19 protein-coding genes and 1 tRNA gene are annotated in these 18,353 nt (G+C 63.1%); 12 read left to right on the top strand and 8 right to left on the bottom strand.

Annotated elements, in window-relative coordinates:
* The first annotated feature begins 176 nt into the window (after positions 1-176).
* Together LB533_RS11320 and LB533_RS11315 are read left to right on the top strand one after the other, a co-directional pair.
* The gene (locus LB533_RS11320; RefSeq protein WP_140551494.1) at positions 177-473 is read left to right on the top strand and encodes a DUF982 domain-containing protein; all 297 of its coding nucleotides are present in this window, start codon (positions 177-179) and stop codon (positions 471-473) included.
* Between the two features lie 42 nt (positions 474-515).
* Positions 516-875 carry a DUF6074 family protein gene (locus LB533_RS11315; protein WP_224677183.1) on the top strand — a complete coding sequence of 120 codons (360 nt, stop codon included), beginning with the start codon at positions 516-518 and terminating at the stop codon, positions 873-875.
* 41 nt (positions 876-916) lie between these two features.
* On the opposite strand, the gene LB533_RS11310 is transcribed toward LB533_RS11315, so the two are convergent.
* The 4 genes from LB533_RS11310 to phaC all read right to left on the bottom strand — a co-directional run bounded on the left by LB533_RS11310 (position 917) and on the right by phaC (position 5,871).
* Positions 917-2,059: a hypothetical protein gene (locus tag LB533_RS11310; RefSeq protein ID WP_224677181.1), complete on the bottom strand. Its 1,143-nt coding sequence runs from the start codon at positions 2,057-2,059 to the stop codon at positions 917-919.
* 168 nt (positions 2,060-2,227) lie between these two features.
* A tRNA-Glu gene (locus tag LB533_RS11305) sits at positions 2,228-2,302 on the bottom strand.
* Between the two features lie 269 nt (positions 2,303-2,571).
* On the bottom strand, positions 2,572-3,819 hold the full coding sequence (locus LB533_RS11300; protein WP_224677180.1) for a YcbK family protein: 1,248 nt from the start codon (positions 3,817-3,819) through the stop codon (positions 2,572-2,574).
* 216 nt (positions 3,820-4,035) lie between these two features.
* A complete protein-coding gene (phaC, locus tag LB533_RS11295) occupies positions 4,036-5,871 on the bottom strand; it encodes a class I poly(R)-hydroxyalkanoic acid synthase (RefSeq protein WP_224677178.1) in 1,836 nt (611 codons plus the stop codon).
* A gap of 98 nt (positions 5,872-5,969) precedes the next feature.
* Here phaC and LB533_RS11290 point away from each other — a divergent pair, with 98 nt between their 5' ends.
* From LB533_RS11290 to recJ, 7 genes are all read left to right on the top strand, one after another.
* The gene (locus tag LB533_RS11290) at positions 5,970-6,362 is read left to right on the top strand and encodes a hypothetical protein (protein WP_224677177.1); all 393 of its coding nucleotides are present in this window, start codon (positions 5,970-5,972) and stop codon (positions 6,360-6,362) included.
* A gap of 74 nt (positions 6,363-6,436) precedes the next feature.
* Positions 6,437-7,654, top strand: a complete 1,218-nt coding sequence (locus LB533_RS11285; RefSeq protein WP_224677176.1) for an LL-diaminopimelate aminotransferase — start codon at positions 6,437-6,439, stop codon at positions 7,652-7,654.
* A gap of 48 nt (positions 7,655-7,702) precedes the next feature.
* The gene (locus tag LB533_RS11280; RefSeq protein ID WP_224677175.1) at positions 7,703-9,016 is read left to right on the top strand and encodes a homoserine dehydrogenase; all 1,314 of its coding nucleotides are present in this window, start codon (positions 7,703-7,705) and stop codon (positions 9,014-9,016) included.
* Between the two features lie 128 nt (positions 9,017-9,144).
* Positions 9,145-9,513 (top strand): hypothetical protein, encoded by a 369-nt coding sequence (locus LB533_RS11275; protein WP_224677174.1) that lies wholly within the window; start codon positions 9,145-9,147, stop codon positions 9,511-9,513.
* A gap of 65 nt (positions 9,514-9,578) precedes the next feature.
* Entirely contained in the window at positions 9,579-9,746 is a 168-nt protein-coding gene (locus LB533_RS11270) for a Thivi_2564 family membrane protein (protein WP_140551503.1), read from the top strand.
* 178 nt (positions 9,747-9,924) lie between these two features.
* The gene (gene glpX / locus LB533_RS11265) at positions 9,925-10,908 is read left to right on the top strand and encodes a class II fructose-bisphosphatase (RefSeq protein WP_224677173.1); all 984 of its coding nucleotides are present in this window, start codon (positions 9,925-9,927) and stop codon (positions 10,906-10,908) included.
* Positions 10,909-10,968: 60 nt separating this feature from the next.
* Positions 10,969-12,753 (top strand): single-stranded-DNA-specific exonuclease RecJ, encoded by a 1,785-nt coding sequence (gene recJ / locus LB533_RS11260; RefSeq protein ID WP_224677172.1) that lies wholly within the window; start codon positions 10,969-10,971, stop codon positions 12,751-12,753.
* Between the two features lie 11 nt (positions 12,754-12,764).
* On the opposite strand, the gene LB533_RS11255 is transcribed toward recJ, so the two are convergent.
* The 3 genes from LB533_RS11255 to folE all read right to left on the bottom strand — a co-directional run bounded on the left by LB533_RS11255 (position 12,765) and on the right by folE (position 15,018).
* Positions 12,765-13,736 carry a patatin family protein gene (locus tag LB533_RS11255; protein WP_140638910.1) on the bottom strand — a complete coding sequence of 324 codons (972 nt, stop codon included), beginning with the start codon at positions 13,734-13,736 and terminating at the stop codon, positions 12,765-12,767.
* A 97-nt stretch (positions 13,737-13,833) separates the two neighbouring features.
* The gene (hisI, locus tag LB533_RS11250; protein WP_140551552.1) at positions 13,834-14,292 is read right to left on the bottom strand and encodes a phosphoribosyl-AMP cyclohydrolase; all 459 of its coding nucleotides are present in this window, start codon (positions 14,290-14,292) and stop codon (positions 13,834-13,836) included.
* Positions 14,293-14,382: 90 nt separating this feature from the next.
* Positions 14,383-15,018: a GTP cyclohydrolase I FolE gene (folE, locus tag LB533_RS11245; RefSeq protein ID WP_140517057.1), complete on the bottom strand. Its 636-nt coding sequence runs from the start codon at positions 15,016-15,018 to the stop codon at positions 14,383-14,385.
* 241 nt (positions 15,019-15,259) lie between these two features.
* On the opposite strand from folE, the gene LB533_RS11240 reads away from it, so the two are divergent.
* Positions 15,260-15,706 carry an iron-sulfur cluster assembly scaffold protein gene (locus tag LB533_RS11240; protein WP_224677171.1) on the top strand — a complete coding sequence of 149 codons (447 nt, stop codon included), beginning with the start codon at positions 15,260-15,262 and terminating at the stop codon, positions 15,704-15,706.
* Between the two features lie 16 nt (positions 15,707-15,722).
* On the opposite strand, the gene LB533_RS11235 is transcribed toward LB533_RS11240, so the two are convergent.
* Positions 15,723-16,628, bottom strand: coding sequence for a LysR substrate-binding domain-containing protein (locus tag LB533_RS11235; protein ID WP_224677170.1), 906 nt, complete (start codon positions 16,626-16,628; stop codon positions 15,723-15,725).
* 326 nt (positions 16,629-16,954) lie between these two features.
* Here LB533_RS11235 and yidD point away from each other — a divergent pair, with 326 nt between their 5' ends.
* The gene (gene yidD / locus LB533_RS11230; protein ID WP_140638908.1) at positions 16,955-17,329 is read left to right on the top strand and encodes a membrane protein insertion efficiency factor YidD; all 375 of its coding nucleotides are present in this window, start codon (positions 16,955-16,957) and stop codon (positions 17,327-17,329) included.
* A gap of 140 nt (positions 17,330-17,469) precedes the next feature.
* Positions 17,470-18,288, top strand: a complete 819-nt coding sequence (gene blaOXA, locus LB533_RS11225) for a class D beta-lactamase (protein WP_224677169.1) — start codon at positions 17,470-17,472, stop codon at positions 18,286-18,288.
* Positions 18,289-18,353: the final 65 nt, after the last annotated feature.

Below are 18,353 nucleotides of genomic sequence, written 5' to 3'. Positions count from 1 at the left end.
GGATCGCCAAGGCGCCCGCGTTCGACAAGGTCGAGCGCCTTGGCGGTTGCTTGCGGCGGCTGCGGCAAAACGTCCATGACCGCGGAGACGCCACATTCCTGCGGTAGCGGCCGGTCAAAGCAACTTTTTACGACGGATGGCGTTGCCGCTGGTGACGACAGTTCGGGAGATGGCGGATGGACAGATTGCAATTCGAGGTGCCGGTGCGTATCGCGCCCGGACCCGGCCTGCCTGTCGAGGAGATCTACAGCGTCGAACAGGCCCTTGATTTTCTCCAGGACTGGCCGCTGCGCCGGCAAGGCCCGATTTACCAGAAGGCCTTCAACGCCTGCTTCGGCGCCACCGTGGACGTGGTCAAGACCGAGGATGCCTGCCGGGCGTTCATGGCGTTCTGCCGGGTGACCGGGCTGATGGCCCGGGACATGATGGCGCCGCGCAAGCGCGGTGGCCAGGCGAGAGGGCTGCAAGCCTGAGGGTGCTGCGCTATTTCGTTCTCATGGCCGAACGGCGCATCGATGCGGATGCCATTAAGCTTCCGTTTCCACTTTCGCGGCTACGCCATGCTTGTTCGGCAATGGTTGATTCGTTGCGTCAGTCTCGTGGTTCGGAAGATGTCCCCAGAAAAAATCCGTGCATTCCCGATCGACCGTCAGGCATTCCTGGTTCGGGAGGTGGCTGCCAGGCTCGACAGTTTGCATGGCGACAGCGCCACCTCGTTCTGGAGGGCCAAGGCAACGGAGTTGTTCGATCTCGTCGTCAGGTCAGGCAGGGACAGAGCGGCGGCCAGCGACGAGGTGCGCAGGTTCTTCTTCGCCGTGCAACAAGAGATATCGGCCGGCGCGGCAACCGAGCCGATGCCAATTCTTTCCGCCTGAAGTGCTCCGCAAGGCGTTCCCGCACCCGGCCGTGCCAACCGCTAGCGGAACAGATATTTTGAAACTTCGGGGTTGCCGCGTCGCCACATGACATTGTCAAGGAAGTAGTGGTGCACGTTGATGAAGATCAGCACTATGAAGAAGAACAGCGACGAACCCAGGACTTCCTTGTCGTAAGGGATCAAGGCGGTCAGTGCCGCCGGAACCAGCCAGAAACCGAGACCGCCGAGGACCCCGCCGGCGATGACGAACCCCAGGACACGCATCCTGTAGATCGGACCAAGAATGGACAGGATTCTGGAGTCCGGAACCCTTTCTGAATCGGGCCCGTCACGCTCGACATTGCTTTGATAGCGCCAGACCACGGCCAGGTACTGCAGCGAATGGAGTGCCGGCACCACGAGCAGCCAGAGCGGATTTATTCTCACGACCAGGATCCAGAGGTACAGGGACGCGCTGTAAGCGACGACGCCGTTATACGGCAGGCTGCCGCCATTTTTACTCCAGCGATTGATCAGCATCACAACGGTGGCGGCCGTGGAAGCGGCCGCGGCCGACAGCGCGATCGCATTGAGCCACACAGGGGTGGCAAACGTGTAATATTCCAGACCGTAATATTTTGCTTGGCTGACCGCCGTGTTCGTCTGGAGCCATGCAAACAGCCATACGGCATAGCTGTTGACCAGCAGGATTTTCTTGTCCGGATTGGTGAAGAACCTGCGCTTCAACACCGCGTCCACCATCAACATGCCGTAGCCTTGCTTGACGTAGTGCCAGCCCACGAAAAAGAACATCGCGTTGGCTGCGTTTCCGAGCAGCCGGGCGTTCGCCGTTATCGAGCCGTAAGCAAAAAACCCGCCCATGAGCAGGGGAACGACAATGCCGGCGAAAATGTAGCGGATCTGGAGGCCCCTGTCGTATCCGTCGCCGCGCACCTTGCTTCCAAAATTGCGATAGAAGAGTTGGTAGGAGTGGGCGAAGTGTGGATAGTTGGTCAGATAAGCCAGGAAAAGCATCACCGCAGCCACGGCGCCTTCGTATTTGAGCGGCACGAAGAACAGGGCTGGCAAAATCAGGAATGCGCTCCCGCCAAGCATGAGGAAGTCCGCCAGCGGGCCAAAGAGATATCTTTGTGGCGGCCTCGCCGCAGGAGCTCGAGCATCCGCCGAAAGGTGAACTGCCATATTAGCATCCCCCTGGGAAAGCCGATTTAACCATCGAGCCTTGCCCTCGACAAGGTCGAGGCGGCGGAATGATCAACACGTAAAATGACGTTTCGGAAGGGGGTGTTACCCTGTCCGGCGCGATAGCTCTTGACGCCGAAAGGGAGCGAAGGAGACTTCGAGTGAAGCTGGTACGCCCAAGGGGAATCGAACCCCTGTTACCGCCGTGAAAGGGCGGTGTCCTGACCGCTAGACGATGGGCGCGCTCAGATGAAAGCGGCTTATACTGGCGTTGTGCGCAACCGGCAACCCGTCAGGTGCCGGCTTGGACAACTTTTTTCCTGCCTGCCGAAGCGAGTGATTCACGCAGCGCCGGCGGCAATTTTTCTGGCGGCCGTCCCCAGCCGGCGTGTGGATTTGCGGTCACTTTTCAGACGATTGCGGAAGCGGCCTGATGCAATATGCATGTCGCTCAACAGTGACGTCCGTTTCAGCGCGACGCGCTTTGGCGCGTCCAGCCGAACCGGCCCTGGTCAGCCTTCGCCACCGCTGCGCCGGCGGCAGCGCCAGTTCCAGTCGCGCTCGGGGCCGACGTCGACGTGGACCGATTCGGTGTGACAGTAGGTGCCGACGCCGCCGCGGCCGGGCATCGTCCTGACGTAGCTCGCCAGCTCCCATTTCGAGACGCCCGGCACCTGGATGTCGGCGGCGGCGCAATACATGTGCAGCGAATTCTTGGCGCCGTTGGCACGGCGGTTGCGGGCGGGGTCGCGATAGCCCGAGGTGACGACCATCTTGCGGCCGTAATGGCCTTCGATTGTCTTGAGCACGCGCACCAGCGAGGGCTTGAGGCACGCCACGTCGACACTCTCGTTCTGCTTCAAGAGCCCGTTGGGCGCCAGGCGCGCCATGCCGGCGGCGGAGGCGACCTGGTAGAGGCCGCCCGAACCTTCATCCTCGTTGAGGTCGACGTCGCTTTCGTCGTCGAGACCGGATTTGCGCTTGATCTCGAACAGCGCCGTCTGGCGGACGCCCGGCAGGGCATCGCTGCCGGTGATGTGACCTGAGTCGTCGCCGAGCGAAGCCAGTTGCACCGGTTTCGCCGTGGAATCGGCCGAGGCCAGTGTAATGATCGGCTTTGCCGCCCCCGGGGCGGGCTTGGCCTGCACGGCCGGCTGTTCGCCTGCGCGCGTGTTGACCAGTGGAGCGGGCTTCGCCGAAGCCGGCGTGGCGCCAAACATCGAGGCCAGGAACCCCCTTTTCTTCGGCGCCTCGGCCTGCGGCGCCTCGCCAGCGGTCACATAGACTGGATTGTTCATCGCCGGTGTGACGGCCTGCTTCGGCGCCGTCACGGCCGCGTCGGCGGCGGCGATCTTCTGCGCCGCCGCATCGGTCTGCTGCGCCGTCTGCGGCTGCTGCTCCAGCGATTGCGGCGTGTTTCCGGCAATCGTTTCAGCTTCAGCCGGCGCGGTGAGGGGGAAGGCCGCCTGCGGCTTGGCAATCGGCACGTAGGCGACCGTCTCGGGCAGCGCTGTGTCGCCTTCCGCCATCACGGTGGTCTGCGTGGTCGCCGTCTGCGACGACGAATCGCCGGCCACGATCGGCGTGTTTGTCGAGGCTGCGTGGATGTCCGATGCGGAGGCATTGTAGCCGGGCATGCCAACCGACATTGTGGGGTCGCCGGCCGAGGTGCAGGAGGCCAGGAGCACGGAGCAGAGCGCCGCCGCAATGGTGCGGCGTTCTCCCTTCGCGAGGCTCCACCCTGCTGATTTCAAAGTCAAATTCCCCCTCGATATCCGATCGGTATATCCTTGGCGCGGCGTCCGAACGGCTGCGTCGAGGTGCCCCTTGTCTCCGATCCGGAAACGAGACCTGTGTCAAATCAGCAAGCCTGGAAGTATTTTTGCGGCAATTGCCGAATTTAGGCGGCAAGATGGTTGACGACACCATTTCGCCCGCTTTTACGGGTCCGTCAACTCACCAGACATTACAGTCGGTTACACACGCACCTTGACATAGGTGCCGGGGGCATCACCAAAGGTTTTCATATGCTTGCCTGCTTTGCGGGCAGGCACGCGATTGTTGTCCTTGGCCTCTATCCAGCTCTGCCAATGCGGCCACCAGGAGCCAGGATGGTCGGTGGCCTTGGCGATCCACTCGCCGAAGTCGCCCTCCGGCTTGCCGCCGGTCCAGTACTGGTACTTGCCCGATGCGGGCGGGTTGACAACGCCGGCGATATGACCGGAGCCCGCCATCACGTATTCGACCTCGCCACCGAAATATTTCGAGCCGAGGAAAACGGACAGCGCGGGAGCGATGTGGTCTTCCCTGGACGCGAGGTTGTAGACGGGGATCTTGATGTCGGCGAGCGAAACGGTGCGGCCGGCAAGTTCCATTCTGCCGCGCGAGAGGTTGTTCTCGAGATAGCAGTTGCGCAAATAGAAGGAGTGGTTGGCCGCCGCCATGCGTGTCGAATCGGCATTCCAGTAAAGCAGGTCGAAGGGCAGGGGATCCTTGCCGCGCATGTAGTTGTTGACGACATAGGGCCAGATCAGGTCGCCCGAGCGCAGCATGTTGAAGGCGGTCGCCATCTTGGTGCCGTCGAGATAGCCCTTTTCATTCATCGCACGTTCGACGGCCGCGACCTGTTCTTCGTCGACGAACACCTTGAGGTCGCCGGCATAGGTGAAATCGACCTGGGTGGTGAAGAAGGTCGCCGATTTGATGCGATCGTCACCCTCCTGCGCCAGTAGGGCAAGTGCCGCCGCCAGCAACGTGCCGCCGACGCAGTAGCCGATAGCGTTGACCTCCTTCTCGCCTGTGGCCTTCTCGATAGTGTCGAGGCCGTATTGCAGCCCCTCTCTTGTATAAGCTTCCCAGTTCTTCATGCCGTGGCGTTCATCAGGGTTGATCCAGGAGATGACGAACACGGTGTGGCCCTGTTCGATCGCCCAGCGGATGAAGGATTTCTGCGGGTTGAGGTCGAGTATGTAGAACTTGTTGATCCATGGCGGGCAGATCAGCAGCGGCCGTTTCAGCACCGTCTCGGTGGCGGGATCGTATTGGATAATCTCGGCGACGTCGCTGCGGCCGACCACCTTGCCGGGGGTGGTGGCGATGTTGCGGCCGATCTCGAAGGGCGAGTAGTCGGCCTGGCGCAGCTTCAGGTCGCCCTTGCCGGCGGCGATGTCCTCGGCCAGCATCTTCATGCCTCGCACAAGGTTTTCGCCGTTCGAGGCGATGGTTTCGCGAAACAGTTCCGGATTGGTCAGGATGAAATTCGACGGCGAGATGGCGTTGGACACCTGCTTGACGTAGAAGCTCGCCTTGTGACGGGTGTGCTCGTCCAGACCTTCGGCGTGCTCGACAAGCTCAGCCGCCCAGCGCGAGGTGACGAGATAGGCCTGTTTCAAGAAATCGAAGAAGGCGTTGCGGCCCCATTCCGGATCCTGGAAACGCTTGTCGCCGCGCTCCGGCTTGACCGCGTCCTCGGTTCGCTCAGCATCGGGGCTGACGCGCTGGATGGCGTTCGCCCATACCGTCATATAGCCGGCGAACAGCCGCGTCTGAGCTTCGAGCGCGCGTTGCGGGTCGGCAAGCCAGTATTCGCTGAGCTTGGAGAAGGTCTTCACCATGTCGACGACCGGTTCGGCGACATGGTCGCGCACTTCGCCCTTCTCGCGCGGCTCGGCCCAGGCGGAAGCCGCCTTGCCGGCCTGCTCGATCATGCGCGCCATGTTCAGGGCGAAGCGTTCCGGATCCTTCACCAGATATTGCTCGACCGTCGAAGGTCCGCCATCTTCCGTTTTGCCCGAATCGGGTGTTTTGGACATGGTGCGCGGGGTTCCTCCCGAAGCGTTTTCTTGACATATTACCATGGGACATCCGAACGGGTCCAACCTCGCTCTACCCCGGCTGCCAAGGAAACAATATGACGATTAACATTGGCGAGACTGTTTTTTTCGGCGCCGGTCGTTTTTGCCGCATCGGTGCGGCAATTGCCCTGCTGTGCCTTGGGGCCTGCTCGAGCACCGATACCAGCGGCCCGGTGCCCATCGCCACATCAGCGGGACCGAAGGATACCGGCACCTTTCCGAACCTGAACATCCCGCCGAAAGTGGCGGCCAAACAGTTCACCGATGCCGAGAGGAACGCCAGGCTCGCGGAATTGAAGGGGGACGAGAGCGCGCAGGCAGCCAATGGCGGCGCCCCCAAAGTCACCAACCAGGCGGCGCTGACGGACCTGGCCAGCAAGCATGGCGCGCAGACGCTGAAGCAGATCGAAGGCAAATGCGACCCCGCCCTCGACCCTACCTGCAAATAAGTATATAGCGCGCGCCCAAGGCACTTGCCGACACGGCGCGCCTTGCCAAACGCCAAGTGATGTCTGGAACTGCCATGGAAGAGTTTCACAAGGTCCGTCGGCTTCCGCCCTATGTCTTCGAGCAGGTCAACCGGCTCAAGGCCAGTGCCCGCTCGCGCGGGGCCGACATCATCGACCTCGGCATGGGCAATCCGGACCTGCCGACGCCCAAGGCAATCGTCGACAAATTGTGCGAAGTGGTGCGCGATCCGCGCACCCATCGCTATTCCTCCTCGCGCGGCATTCCGGGCCTGCGCCGCGCGCAGGCCGCTTACTATCAGCGCCGCTTCGGCGTGAAGCTCAATCCCGATACGCAAGTGGTGGCAACTCTGGGTTCGAAAGAGGGCTTCGCCAACATGGCGCAGGCGATCACCGCGCCGGGCGACGTGATCCTGTGCCCGAATCCAACCTACCCGATCCATGCTTTCGGCTTCATCATGTCGGGCGGCGTCATCCGCTCGCTGCAGGTGGAGCCCGATGACGGCTTCATCCCGGCGGTCGAGCGCGGCATCCGCCATTCGATCCCGAAGCCGCTGGCGCTGATCCTCAACTATCCGTCGAACCCGACGGCGCTGGTCGCCTCGCTCGATTTCTACAAGGACGTGGTGGCGTTCGCCAAGAAGAACGACATCATCATCCTGTCGGACCTTGCCTATTCCGAGATCTATTTCGACGGCAATCCGCCGCCTTCGGTGCTCGAGGTGCCGGGTGCGATCGACGTTTGCGTCGAGTTCACCTCCATGTCGAAGACCTTCTCCATGCCCGGCTGGCGCATGGGCTTTGCCGTCGGCAACGAGCGGCTGATCTCGGCGCTGACCCGGGTGAAATCCTATCTCGATTACGGCGCCTTCACGCCGATCCAGGTGGCGGCCGCACACGCGCTCAATGGCGATGGCGCCGACATCGCCGAAGTACGCGACATCTACCACAAGCGGCGCGATGTGATGGTCGACGCCTTCGGCCGCGCGGGCTGGACCATTCCGGCTCCGGCTGCGTCCATGTTCGCCTGGGCGCCGATTCCCGAGCCGTTCCGCCATCTCGGCTCGCTCGAATTCTCCAAGCTGCTCATCGAACATGCCGACGTTGCGGTGGCGCCAGGCGTCGGCTTCGGCGAACATGGCGATGATTTCGTGCGTGTCGCGCTGGTCGAGAACGAGCACCGGATCCGACAGGCGGCGCGCAACATCAAGCGCTTCCTGGCGACCAGCGCCAAGCAACCCAACAATGTCGTGCCGCTTTCCGCCCATCGGTAAGCTTTCCGCACACAATTTCGTTTGATCTTTCGGGGGACATCGCTGGCCATGGCTGAAGCTCTGCGTGTTGGAATTGCCGGCCTCGGCACGGTCGGCGCGTGGGTGGCGCGCGTGCTGCGCGACAAGGCGGCGGAGCTGACACGGCAGTGCGGGCGCGACATCGTCGTGTCGGCGGTTTCGGCGCGTGATCCCAAGCGCGACCGCGGCGTCGATCTCAATACCGCGAAATGGTTCGACGATCCGGCCAAGATGGCGCAGACCGCCGAGATCGACGTTTTCGTCGAGCTGATCGGCGGCGACGAGGGGCCGGCGTTCGCGGCTGTGAAGACGGCGCTCGAGGCAGGCCGTCATGTCGTTACCGCGAACAAGGCGCTGCTGGCCAAACATGGTGTCGCGCTGGCCGAGATCGCCGAGAAGAAGGGCGTGCTGCTCAACTACGAGGCCGCGGTTGCGGGCGGCATTCCCGTCATCAAGACGATGCGCGAAGCGATGGCCGGCAACTCGGTCACCCGCGTCTTCGGCATTCTCAACGGTACCTGCAACTATATCCTGACCCGTATGGAGGCCGAAGGCATCTCGTTCGACGCCTGCCTCAAGGACGCGCAGCGGCTGGGCTATGCCGAGGCCGACCCGACCTTCGACATCGAGGGCCATGACACCGCGCACAAGCTGTCGATCCTGACCAGCCTGGCCTTCGGCACCAAGATCGCTGCCAACGACATCTACATGGAAGGCATCTCGAACATCACCCAGGCCGATATACGTGCGGCCGGCGATCTCGGCTACCGGATCAAGCTGCTTGGCGTCGCCCAGCGCACCGACAGCGGCATCGAGCAGCGCGTGCATCCGACCATGGTGCCGACGGCCTCGGTGATCGCGCAGGTCCACGGCGTCATCAATGCGGTGGCGATCGAGACCGATATCCTCGGCGAATTGCTGCTCTCCGGCCCCGGTGCCGGCGGCAATGCCACCGCCTCGGCCGTCATCGGCGACATCGCCGATATCGCCAAGAGCCGGCCCGGCTTCCAGCACGGCCCGGTCTTCGGAAGGCCGGCGAAGGAGTTGAAGCCTTACAAGAAGGCACAGATGCGCAGCCATGCGGGCGGCTATTTCATCCGGCTGACCGTGCATGATCGCATCGGGGTGTTCGCGGCCATCGCCAAGCGCATGGCCGACAACGATATCTCGCTGGAATCGATCGTCCAGCACGCGATCAACGGCGAAGCGGCGGCGCAAAAGACGGTGATCCTGGTCACCCACGAAACCACGGAGTCTGCCGTGCGCAAGGCTGTTGACGGCATCACCAAGGATGGTCACCTGACCGACAAGCCGCAGGTCATCCGGATCGAACGGGCAGGATAGATATTTCTTTCGGTCGCGTACCACTGGATTGCCGCGACCGATAGTGTTCAGGGGATGCCGCTGTCTGGCTCGCCGGAACCAATCCCGGCCAGCGCCGTTCTCCCGAGGTGCAAATCAAGGGGATGCTTATGGCCGAAACATCGAAATCCGAGACCCCCCGGGATACTCCCCAGATCGACGATATCCAGAAGGCGCTCGAAAAGCAGATCGCCGATCTGCGCAAGGAAATCACCAAGATCAACAAGAGCCTTTCGGAACGAGCCGCGGAGCTGGTTGACGACGCCTCGGCGCGGGCATCGGATGTGTACGACAGCGCGACGAGCCGTGCGTCGCGAACGGCACAGCAGTTGCGCAGTCAGGCCCAGGCGGTCTCGGAGGTCGCGCGCGAAAATCCGGGCACCACGACGGCAGTGGTCGGCGTCATCGGCCTCTTGGGTTTTCTGGCCGGCCTCGTCGTTGGCCAGTCGATGAATGACACCCAGCGCCGCTGGTATTGATCCGGTAACGACGGAGCCGGTTTGGCCGGCTTACTCGTCCGTCCCGCAATGTCCAGGGGAGCACCATGGCTTCTTCCGTCCTGATCGGCATCCTGATCACGTTCCTGGTGATCATTCTCGTGCTCTATCTGATCCAGCGTCTGCCGCTGGACGGCAGGATGCGGCAGATCGCGCAGATCATCGTCATCATTATCGGCATCGTTTCGCTGCTCAAATATCTGGCCGTGTTCTAGATCCCGTTCCTTGTAGGGGAAAGCCCCGGTTCGCTGCAAATCGTGTTGTCCATAGTTTAATCGATTGATATTGCAGGCTTTTCGAGAAAACCTTCGAGAGGTCTTGCCGTTGTCATGCTCGTTTGACACAAGAGGCGCGCCTCCGGCGGGAGGCGGCATGCGAACGAGGATCAACCAGATGAACGTGGCCCCCAACATTGTCGCCGGACTTGACCGGATACTCACCATGGAACTGGTGCGCGTCACCGAACGCGCCGCCGTCGCGGCCGCCAGGCTGCGCGGACGCGGTGACGAAAAGGCCGCCGACCAGGTCGCGGTGGACGCCATGCGCCAGGAGCTCAATCGTCTCGCCATCAAAGGCACGGTGGTGATCGGCGAGGGCGAGCGGGACGAGGCGCCGATGCTCTATATCGGCGAGGAGGTCGGCATCGGCAAAGGCCCGGCGGTCGACATCGCGCTCGACCCGCTGGAAGGCACCACGATCTGCGCCAAGAACCTGCCCAACGCGCTGGCCGTCATCGCCATCGCCGAGAAGGGCAGCCTGCTGTTCGCGCCCGACGTCTACATGGACAAGATCGCCATCGGTCCGGGCTATCCCGAGGGCGTCATCGACATCGATGCCTCGCCGGCCGAAAATATCGCCAGCTTGGCCAAGGCCAAGGGCGTCGCGGTGTCCGACGTCACCGCCTGCATCCTCGACCGCCCGCGCCATGGCAAGCTGATCGACGCGGTGCGCGCCACCGGGGCAGCGATCCGGCTGATCGGCGATGGCGACGTCGCCGGTGTCATCCACACCACCGATCCCGAGGAAACCGGCATCGACATCTATCTCGGCACCGGCGGCGCGCCGGAGGGCGTGCTGGCGGCAGCGGCGCTGCGCTGCACCGGCGGCCAGATGCAGGGCCGCTTGATCCTCGACACGCCCGAAAAGGTCGTTCGCGCCGGCAAGATGGGTATTGCCGACCCGAAGCGGGTCTACCGGGCCGAGGACATGGCGCGCGGCGATGTGTTGTTCGCGGCCACCGGCGTCACCGATGGCAACATGCTGGCAGGGGTCAAGTTCGGCCGCAACTACATCACCACGCACACCATCGTGCTGCGTTCATCGTCGCGCACCGTGCGCGAGATCAAGGCCCGGCATCAGGACCTGGAAAAGTTTTGATGCATTCCTGACTGGCCATCACATATTGTGGGCAATGACCATCCGCAAACGCCGCCTCGCATGACGGGCGAAAGACGCCTTTTTCTCGATGTCCGGCAGTCGGCCACCGGTGTTTCCTGGGAACATCGGCTGACCGAGCGGCAGGAGATGGTCGCGCTTGCCATCGCACAGGGGCACGGCGTGCCCGATATCGTCGCGCGCGTGCTTGCCGGACGTGGCGTGACGGTGGAACAGGCGGAGCGCTTTCTCGACCCGACGATCCGCGACCTGCTGCCGGACCCGGCATCGCTGACCGACATGGACAAGGCGGCCATTCGCATAGCCGCCGCGGTGATGGCCCGGGAGAGGGTGGCGATCTTCGGCGACTACGACGTCGATGGGGCCGCCTCATCGGCCTTGCTCAAACGCTTCCTCGCGCATTTCTCGATATCGTCGGAAATCTACATTCCCGATCGAATCTTCGAGGGTTACGGTCCCAATCCCGAAGCCATGCGCGAGCTCGTCTCGCGTGGCGCGACGCTGATCGTCACGGTCGATTGCGGCACCAACAGCCCGGCTTCCATCGACGCGGCCAATGCCGCCGGTGCCGATGTCGTGGTGCTCGACCATCACCAGGTCGGCGGCGCTTTGCCTGCGGCACACGCGGTGGTGAACCCCAACCGCGACGACGACCTTTCCGGGCAGGGCCATCTCTGCGCCGCCGGCGTGGTTTTTCTCGCGCTGGTGCAGACCGCCAAGGTCCTGCGCGGCCGGCTGGCCGACGCCACGCCGCCGGACCTGCTCTCGCTGCTCGATCTCGTGGCGCTGGCCACGGTCTGCGATGTGGTGCCGCTTACCGGCGTCAATCGCGCCTTCGTCGTCAAGGGCTTGCAAGTGGCGCGCCAGCAGAGGAATGAGGGGATGGCTGCGCTGGCGCGGGTCTCACGCGTCGGCGAGCCGCTCAGCACCTTCCATCTAGCCTACCTGATCGGACCGCGCATCAACGCCGGCGGACGCATCGGCGACGCCGCCCTCGGCAGCCGGCTGCTTGCGACCGACGATCCAGTCGAGGCCCGCACCATCGCCGAGACGCTCGACCGGCTCAACCAGGAGCGGCAGCTGATGGAGCAGGAGATGCTGGCCGCGGCGCGTGCCGAGGCCGATGCCGAGCTTGCCGGCGGCAGCGGGCCGGCCATCGTCGTCACCGCCAGCACCAACTGGCATCCCGGCATCGTCGGCCTGCTCGCCTCCAGGCTCAAGGACCATGCGCGCCGGCCCGCCTTCGCCATCGCCTTCAACGCCACCGGCACCGGCACCGGTTCGGGCCGTTCGGTGTCGGGCTTCGATCTCGGCCGGCTGGTGCGCGAGGCCGCAGATGCCGGGCTGATCGTCAAGGGCGGCGGCCATGGCATGGCGGCCGGCATTACCGTTGAGCGCACGCGGCTCGGCGAGCTCAGGGCATTTTTCGAGGAACGCGCAGCAGCCGACGTGTTCCGACTGCAGGGCGAGGAAAGCCTGGCGATCGACGGCGCGCTTGCCGCCGAGGGTGCGACGCTGGCTTTGCTGGATGCGCTGGAAAAGGCCGGCCCGTTCGGTGCGGGACATGTCGCGCCTGTTTTCGCGCTGCCTCGCCATCGGCTGGCCGACGCCCGGCTGGTCGGCACCAACCACATCCGCGCCGACCTGCAGTCGGGCAGCGGCGGCCGCATCCAGGCGATCGCCTTTCGTGCCGTCGACACCGTTCTCGGCGACTTCCTGTTCAAGAACCGCGGCATGACGATCCACGTCGCCGGCTCACTGTCGGGCAATTACTGGAACGGCAATCGCAGCGTGCAGTTCCGTATCGTCGACGCGGCACGGGCCTGATGCGTCTTTGATCAGGCGAGAACCGTCTGAAGCCGGGTCAGTTCGCCGATCTGTGCCATCGTTGCCCGATAGCCGATCTGGATCGCCTCGTCGGCGCGGTGGAATTCGGTCAGACCGATGTGGCTGAGCTTGGGCTGCAGCGACATGTCGGGCGGATCGCCGGCAAGCCTGGCGCGCGAGATTCGATCCTGGATGATGTTGAAGGCCTCGACCATGACGCCGGTGATGCCAAGCCGTGTCTGATGCGCCCGGTGCTCCGGGTCGGATTGGCCACTGCGCGGCGCATCGTTCTCGACGACCAGTTCGCCGGCGCTATGCTTGATGACGGCGGCACGGCCGAACAGGTCGTAATGAAGGTTGACCGCGACAACCAGCGGCTGCTCATAGGCGCGGCAGACCGACACCGGCACCGGATTGACCAAAGCTCCGTCGACCAGCACGCGACCATTGCAAGTCACCGGCTCGAACACTCCGGGCAAGGCATAGGAAGCGCGCATGGCTGTTATCAGCGAGCCGTTCGACAGCCAGATCTCATGGCCGGTGCGGATTTCGGAAGCGACCGCGACGAACGGCTTGGACAAATCCTCAAAGCGAATGCCGGCCACATGCTCACGCAGGCGAGCATCCAGCTTCATGCCGCCGAACAGACCGCTGCCGCGCAGGTTGAGATCGAGCAGGCCGAAGATGCGCCGCCTGGTCAGGCTGCGGGCGAACTCTTCCAGCTCGTCCAGTTTTCCGGCGAGGTAACAGCCGCCGACCAGCGCGCCGATCGAGGTGCCGGCAATCATCGAAACCTCGATGCCGGCTTCATCGAGCGCGCGCAGCACGCCAATGTGCGCCCAGCCTCTTGCGCAACCGCCGCCCAAGGCAAGCGAAATGCCAGTTTTCTTTGGTGATGTTATTTCGGACGCGCCGCCGGACGAAGCGGGACCATTCGCCTCTCGTACGTCCGCTCTGTTACGCAATGACGCCCACTCGAGCATCATGATCTCCCTTGTCCCACGGCTAATATACAGGCGGGCCGTATCGAAATGGTGAATCTATGTGGTTGGCTGCGGGAAGAAGGTTCAAGCTGGTCATTCACGGGAGCTTCCGATACGTTTTTTCCGCATCGAACAAGGGCTCGCTGCCATCGTCGGCAAGCGTCGCCTTGCCGTCGATCAACCCCACCGTCCGATAGAAGCAGGAACGCCGGCCCGTGTGACAAGTTGCGTCGTGGCCTAGCACTTTGACGCGCAACCATATGGCGTCCTGGTCACAATCCGTGAGCACCTCGACGACATGCTGGAGATTGCCTGACGTCTCGCCCTTCTTCCACAGCGCATTGCGCGAACGCGACCAGTAGTGGGCGATACCTGTTTCAAGCGTCAACGCCAGAGCCTGCGCATTCATGTGCGCGACCATCAAAAGCATGCCGTCCGCCGCATCGGTGACGACGACGGTGACCAAGCCGGCGGCATCGAAGCGCGGTGAAAACACCGCGCCTTCTTCCAGCGCTTTCTTGTCTGAGGGAGCCTTCGGAAATTCCAGTGCCGACATCGCCGGGCTATCTTCCTGTTTGACCATGATCAACCGAAAACCGGTATCCACCTTTCGGAATCATGGTTCGGCGATGCCGGGCGAGGGAGCTTACACCCCACCGCCGCGCACCATGGTGACGAAACGAACCTGTTCTTCTGGAGTATCCTTGAACACGCCGGTGAAGGTCGAGGTCAGCGTGGTGGAGCCCTGCTTGCGGATGCCGCGCATGGCCATGCACATATGCTCGGCCTCGATCATCACGGCGACGCCGCGCGGATTGAGCACGTCCTGGATGACGCCCGCGATCTGCGCGGTCATGGCTTCCTGGGTCTGCAGGCGATGGGCGAAGATGTCGACCACGCGTGCGATCTTGGACAGGCCGACGACCTTGCCGTCCGGCAGATAGCCGACATGGGCCTTGCCGATGATCGGCACCATATGATGCTCGCAATGCGAATGAAACTGGATGTCCTTGACGATGACAAGATCGTCGTAGCCGGCCACTTCCTCAAAGGTGCGGCCAAGCTCTTCGGCCGGGCACATGTCATAGCCGCCGAACATTTCCCGATAGGCCTTGGCCACGCGCTTGGGGGTGTCGACCAGGCCTTCGCGATCGGGGTTGTCGCCGGTCCAGCGCAAAAGCGTGCGCACCGCGGCCTCGACCTCGGCCTCGCTCGGCCTGTCGGTGACAGGCTTTTCCATGTAGGCCGACTGGGGCATGAACTTCTTGATAACGGCATCCATAAAGGCGTCTCCCGTAGTCCCTCTCTCAGGAGGAACGAGTTGAACGGACCACGACCTTTCGGCGTCGGAAACTCGCCCCGTTTCCAGCCCCGTAAGCGGCGTGAGCAAACTGCGGCAAAGACGCGGGCTTTCGTCGCCTTGTCGATACCGGATTGCCACCATTATATATGGTCATGACGAGCGAAAGGAAGACGCGTCAGCGGCAAACGCTGTTCGCTTGGCGGCGACGGACTGGAAAATAATGATCAACGACGTCTATAATGCGAAAATTCTCGGTTTTGCCGGAAACATCACGCGGATCGGCCGGCTCGATCATCCCGACGCCAGCGCGAGGGCGCATTCCAAATTGTGCGGCTCTACCGTTACCGTCGATCTCAACATGGCGGACGGCGTGGTTACCGATTTCGCCCATGACGTGAAGGCTTGCGCGCTCGGCCAGGCCTCGTCTTCGATCATGGCGCAACATGTGGTTGGCGCTACGGCCGACGAATTGCGCGCGCTGCGCGAGACCATGCTGAAAATGCTGAAAGAGAACGGAGCGCCGCCGGAAGGCCGCTTCGCCGATCTCAAATATCTGGAACCGGTGCGCGACTACAAGGCGCGCCATGCCTCGACCATGTTGACCTTCGACGCCGTGGTCGACGCGATCGGCCAGATCGAGAAGAAGCGCGCCGAAGAAGCCGCCTGATAGCCCACTTGGCTGCCTATCGGGGCCGCCTGCTTTCGGCGAATTCGCTTCTCACCCAGTCGGCGAACGCGGCGGCAGGCTCGGGGAGATCACGCAGGCTTCTGGCCACCAGCCAATAGGCGCCGGACGCGACGTCGATGTCGAACGGCTTGACCAGCGTGCCGGAGGCGAGCTCTTCGCCGATCTGCAGGAGATCGCCCAGCGCCACGCCGTGTCCGAGCAGGGCGGCCTGCTTCGAAAGCGAGGCATCCGCCAACATGGGACCGCGCGCAGGCACCACATCGGCAGGCACGCCGGCCGCCTCGAACCAGCGCGCCCAACCCTGTCGGTTTTCCTCATGCAACAGCGTGTAGCGGCCAAGGTCGGCCGGCTTGTCGAGGGGAGGTCCCGCGGCAAGCAGCGCCGGCGACAGGACCGGTGAATCGACCGTCGAGGCAAGCCGCTCGGCCTCGCTGCGCGGCCATGAGACAGCATGCGCACTGAAGCGCAAGGCGAGTTCAGGCTGGTCGCCGCGAAACTCAATCAGCCTTGGATCGACTTCGAGCGCGACGTCGATATCGGGCCGCAATTGGCGAAAACGGTTGAGCCGCGGCACCAGCCATACCGATGCCAGCGACGGCTCGACGCTGACACGAACCACTGTCTGCGCGGGGGCCGCCACCAACTCGGAAAGCAGCGCGTCGATGGCGTCGAAACTCCTGACCAGTTGACTGAGCAGGCGGCGGCCCGCATCGGTCAGTTCGACGCGGCGATGGTGACGTTCGAACAGGGGCCGGCGCAGAAAGACCTCGAGCTCGCGGATCTGCCGGCTGATCGCCGCCTGCGAGACGAAAAGCTCCTCGGCCGCCCTGCTGAAGCTCAGGTGCCGCCCGGCTGCTTCAAAGCTCCTCAAAGCCGTCAGCGGCAGTCGCCCGCGCTTCATTCGCATAACCCAGGATTATCCGAAGTGGAAATTATACTCGTTTGAAGGCGAAGGCCAGCGGCGGTCTACTCGTCGCCAAGGAGATGCGGCCATGACCCAGTTGCTGGAGATTTTTGGCGATGTGATGCGGATTGCAACCTTTCAGTGGCGTGACGAAAGAACCTGTCGAAAGCATTGCGAGGAGCAGTCTAGCCCCTGCCGGTGGGCACCGCCGGTTGATCGACAGCCACTCCGCCGCTTCCGCCCGTGAAAGCTCAGCAAGCAGGGGCGGGATTGCGTTCTCCCGATGAAGCCCACATCTATCGTGTGGAAAGACGGAGATCGCAGTGGGCGACCAGCATGGGCATGCACATACAGCCGGGCCGCCGCGGCACGGCCGCAACTGGCCCGGCCCGTGGCGCAAGACCCCTGGCCGGGTGTTGGGCACGTCGCTGGTGCGCCTCTATCAACTGACGCTGTCCGGCTTCATCGGCAGTTCCTGCCGTCATCTGCCGACCTGCTCGGAATATGCGCATGAGGCGATCGCCCGCCATGGTCTTTGGGCCGGCGGCTGGATGGGATTTTTCAGGGTTCTGCGCTGCGGCCCATTCGGCACCCATGGCGTCGACCTTGTTCCGGAGGTTCTGGCGGGTCGCTATGTCTGGTTCGCGCCGTGGCGATATTGGCGGATCGGCGGCAATCGCGACGATGCGCGAAGCTGAGTCCCGATCAGTCTTCACGGCAACCGTTTACGATCTGGTAGGGTTAACGGCAGCCTCCACAACAACTGCGAATTTGAGACAAATTCGAGACAAGAGACCTCGCTAAACCGCTCGCCGAACCCCCTCTGGAGCGAGCATCAATGCGCAATGTCGACCGTCTTCCCTTCATACTTGCCGGAGTCCTGTTCCTGCTTGCCTGGCTTCTGGGATTTCCGATGCGCGCGCAATCGGCGCCGCTCGGGGATGTGCAATGCACGCTGATCGCCGATGCGCAGACCGGCAAAACTCTTTACCAGAACGGCGCCTGCGACCAGCGATTCAGCCCGGCCTCGACGTTCAAGGTGCCGCTGTCGCTGATCGGTTACGATGCCGGCATACTCAGCGACGAACACACGCCGAGCTGGGACTACAAGCCTGAATTCAAGGCGGTCAAGCGGGACCACAAGACCGTCGATCCAACGATCTGGGAGCGGGACTCGGTGCTGTGGTATTCGCGCGAGATCACCCGCCGGCTTGGACCGGAGAGTTTTGCCGGCTACGTCTCGAAGTTCGGCTACGGCAATGCGGACGTTTCCGGCGATCCCGGCAAGAATGACGGCCTGACCCATTCCTGGGTGAACTCCTCGCTCAAGATCACACCGGTCGAACAGGTCGATTTCCTGCGTAAGCTCCTCGCCGGCAAGATGCCGGTCTCGGCCAAGGCCCACGACATGACGAAAGCCATCATACCGAGCTTCAAGGCCGGCGCCTGGACCGTTCAGGGCAAGACCGGCAGCACCAGGCTCGGCGAGGGTGGCAAGGACAGGCGTTCGCTCGGCTGGTTCGTCGGCTGGGCGCAGAAGGACGGCCGTCAGATCGTGTTTGCCCGGCTCGTGGTCGATACGAAGCGGAGCGACATGCCGAAGGGGCTTGCGACCCGTGCCGCCTTCCTGAAGGACCTGCCGCAACTCATCAAATGAAACGCTGGGTGTCAATCCGGCTTTACGGCGGCGGAAACTGCCCATAAAAGACAGCCCGCCGCCGG

The sequence above is a fragment of the Mesorhizobium sp. BR1-1-13 genome (assembly GCF_020165515.1).
In the GTDB taxonomy this organism is placed as follows: Bacteria; Pseudomonadota; Alphaproteobacteria; order Rhizobiales; family Rhizobiaceae; genus Mesorhizobium.
This window is presented reverse-complemented; position numbering and strand designations above follow the sequence as displayed.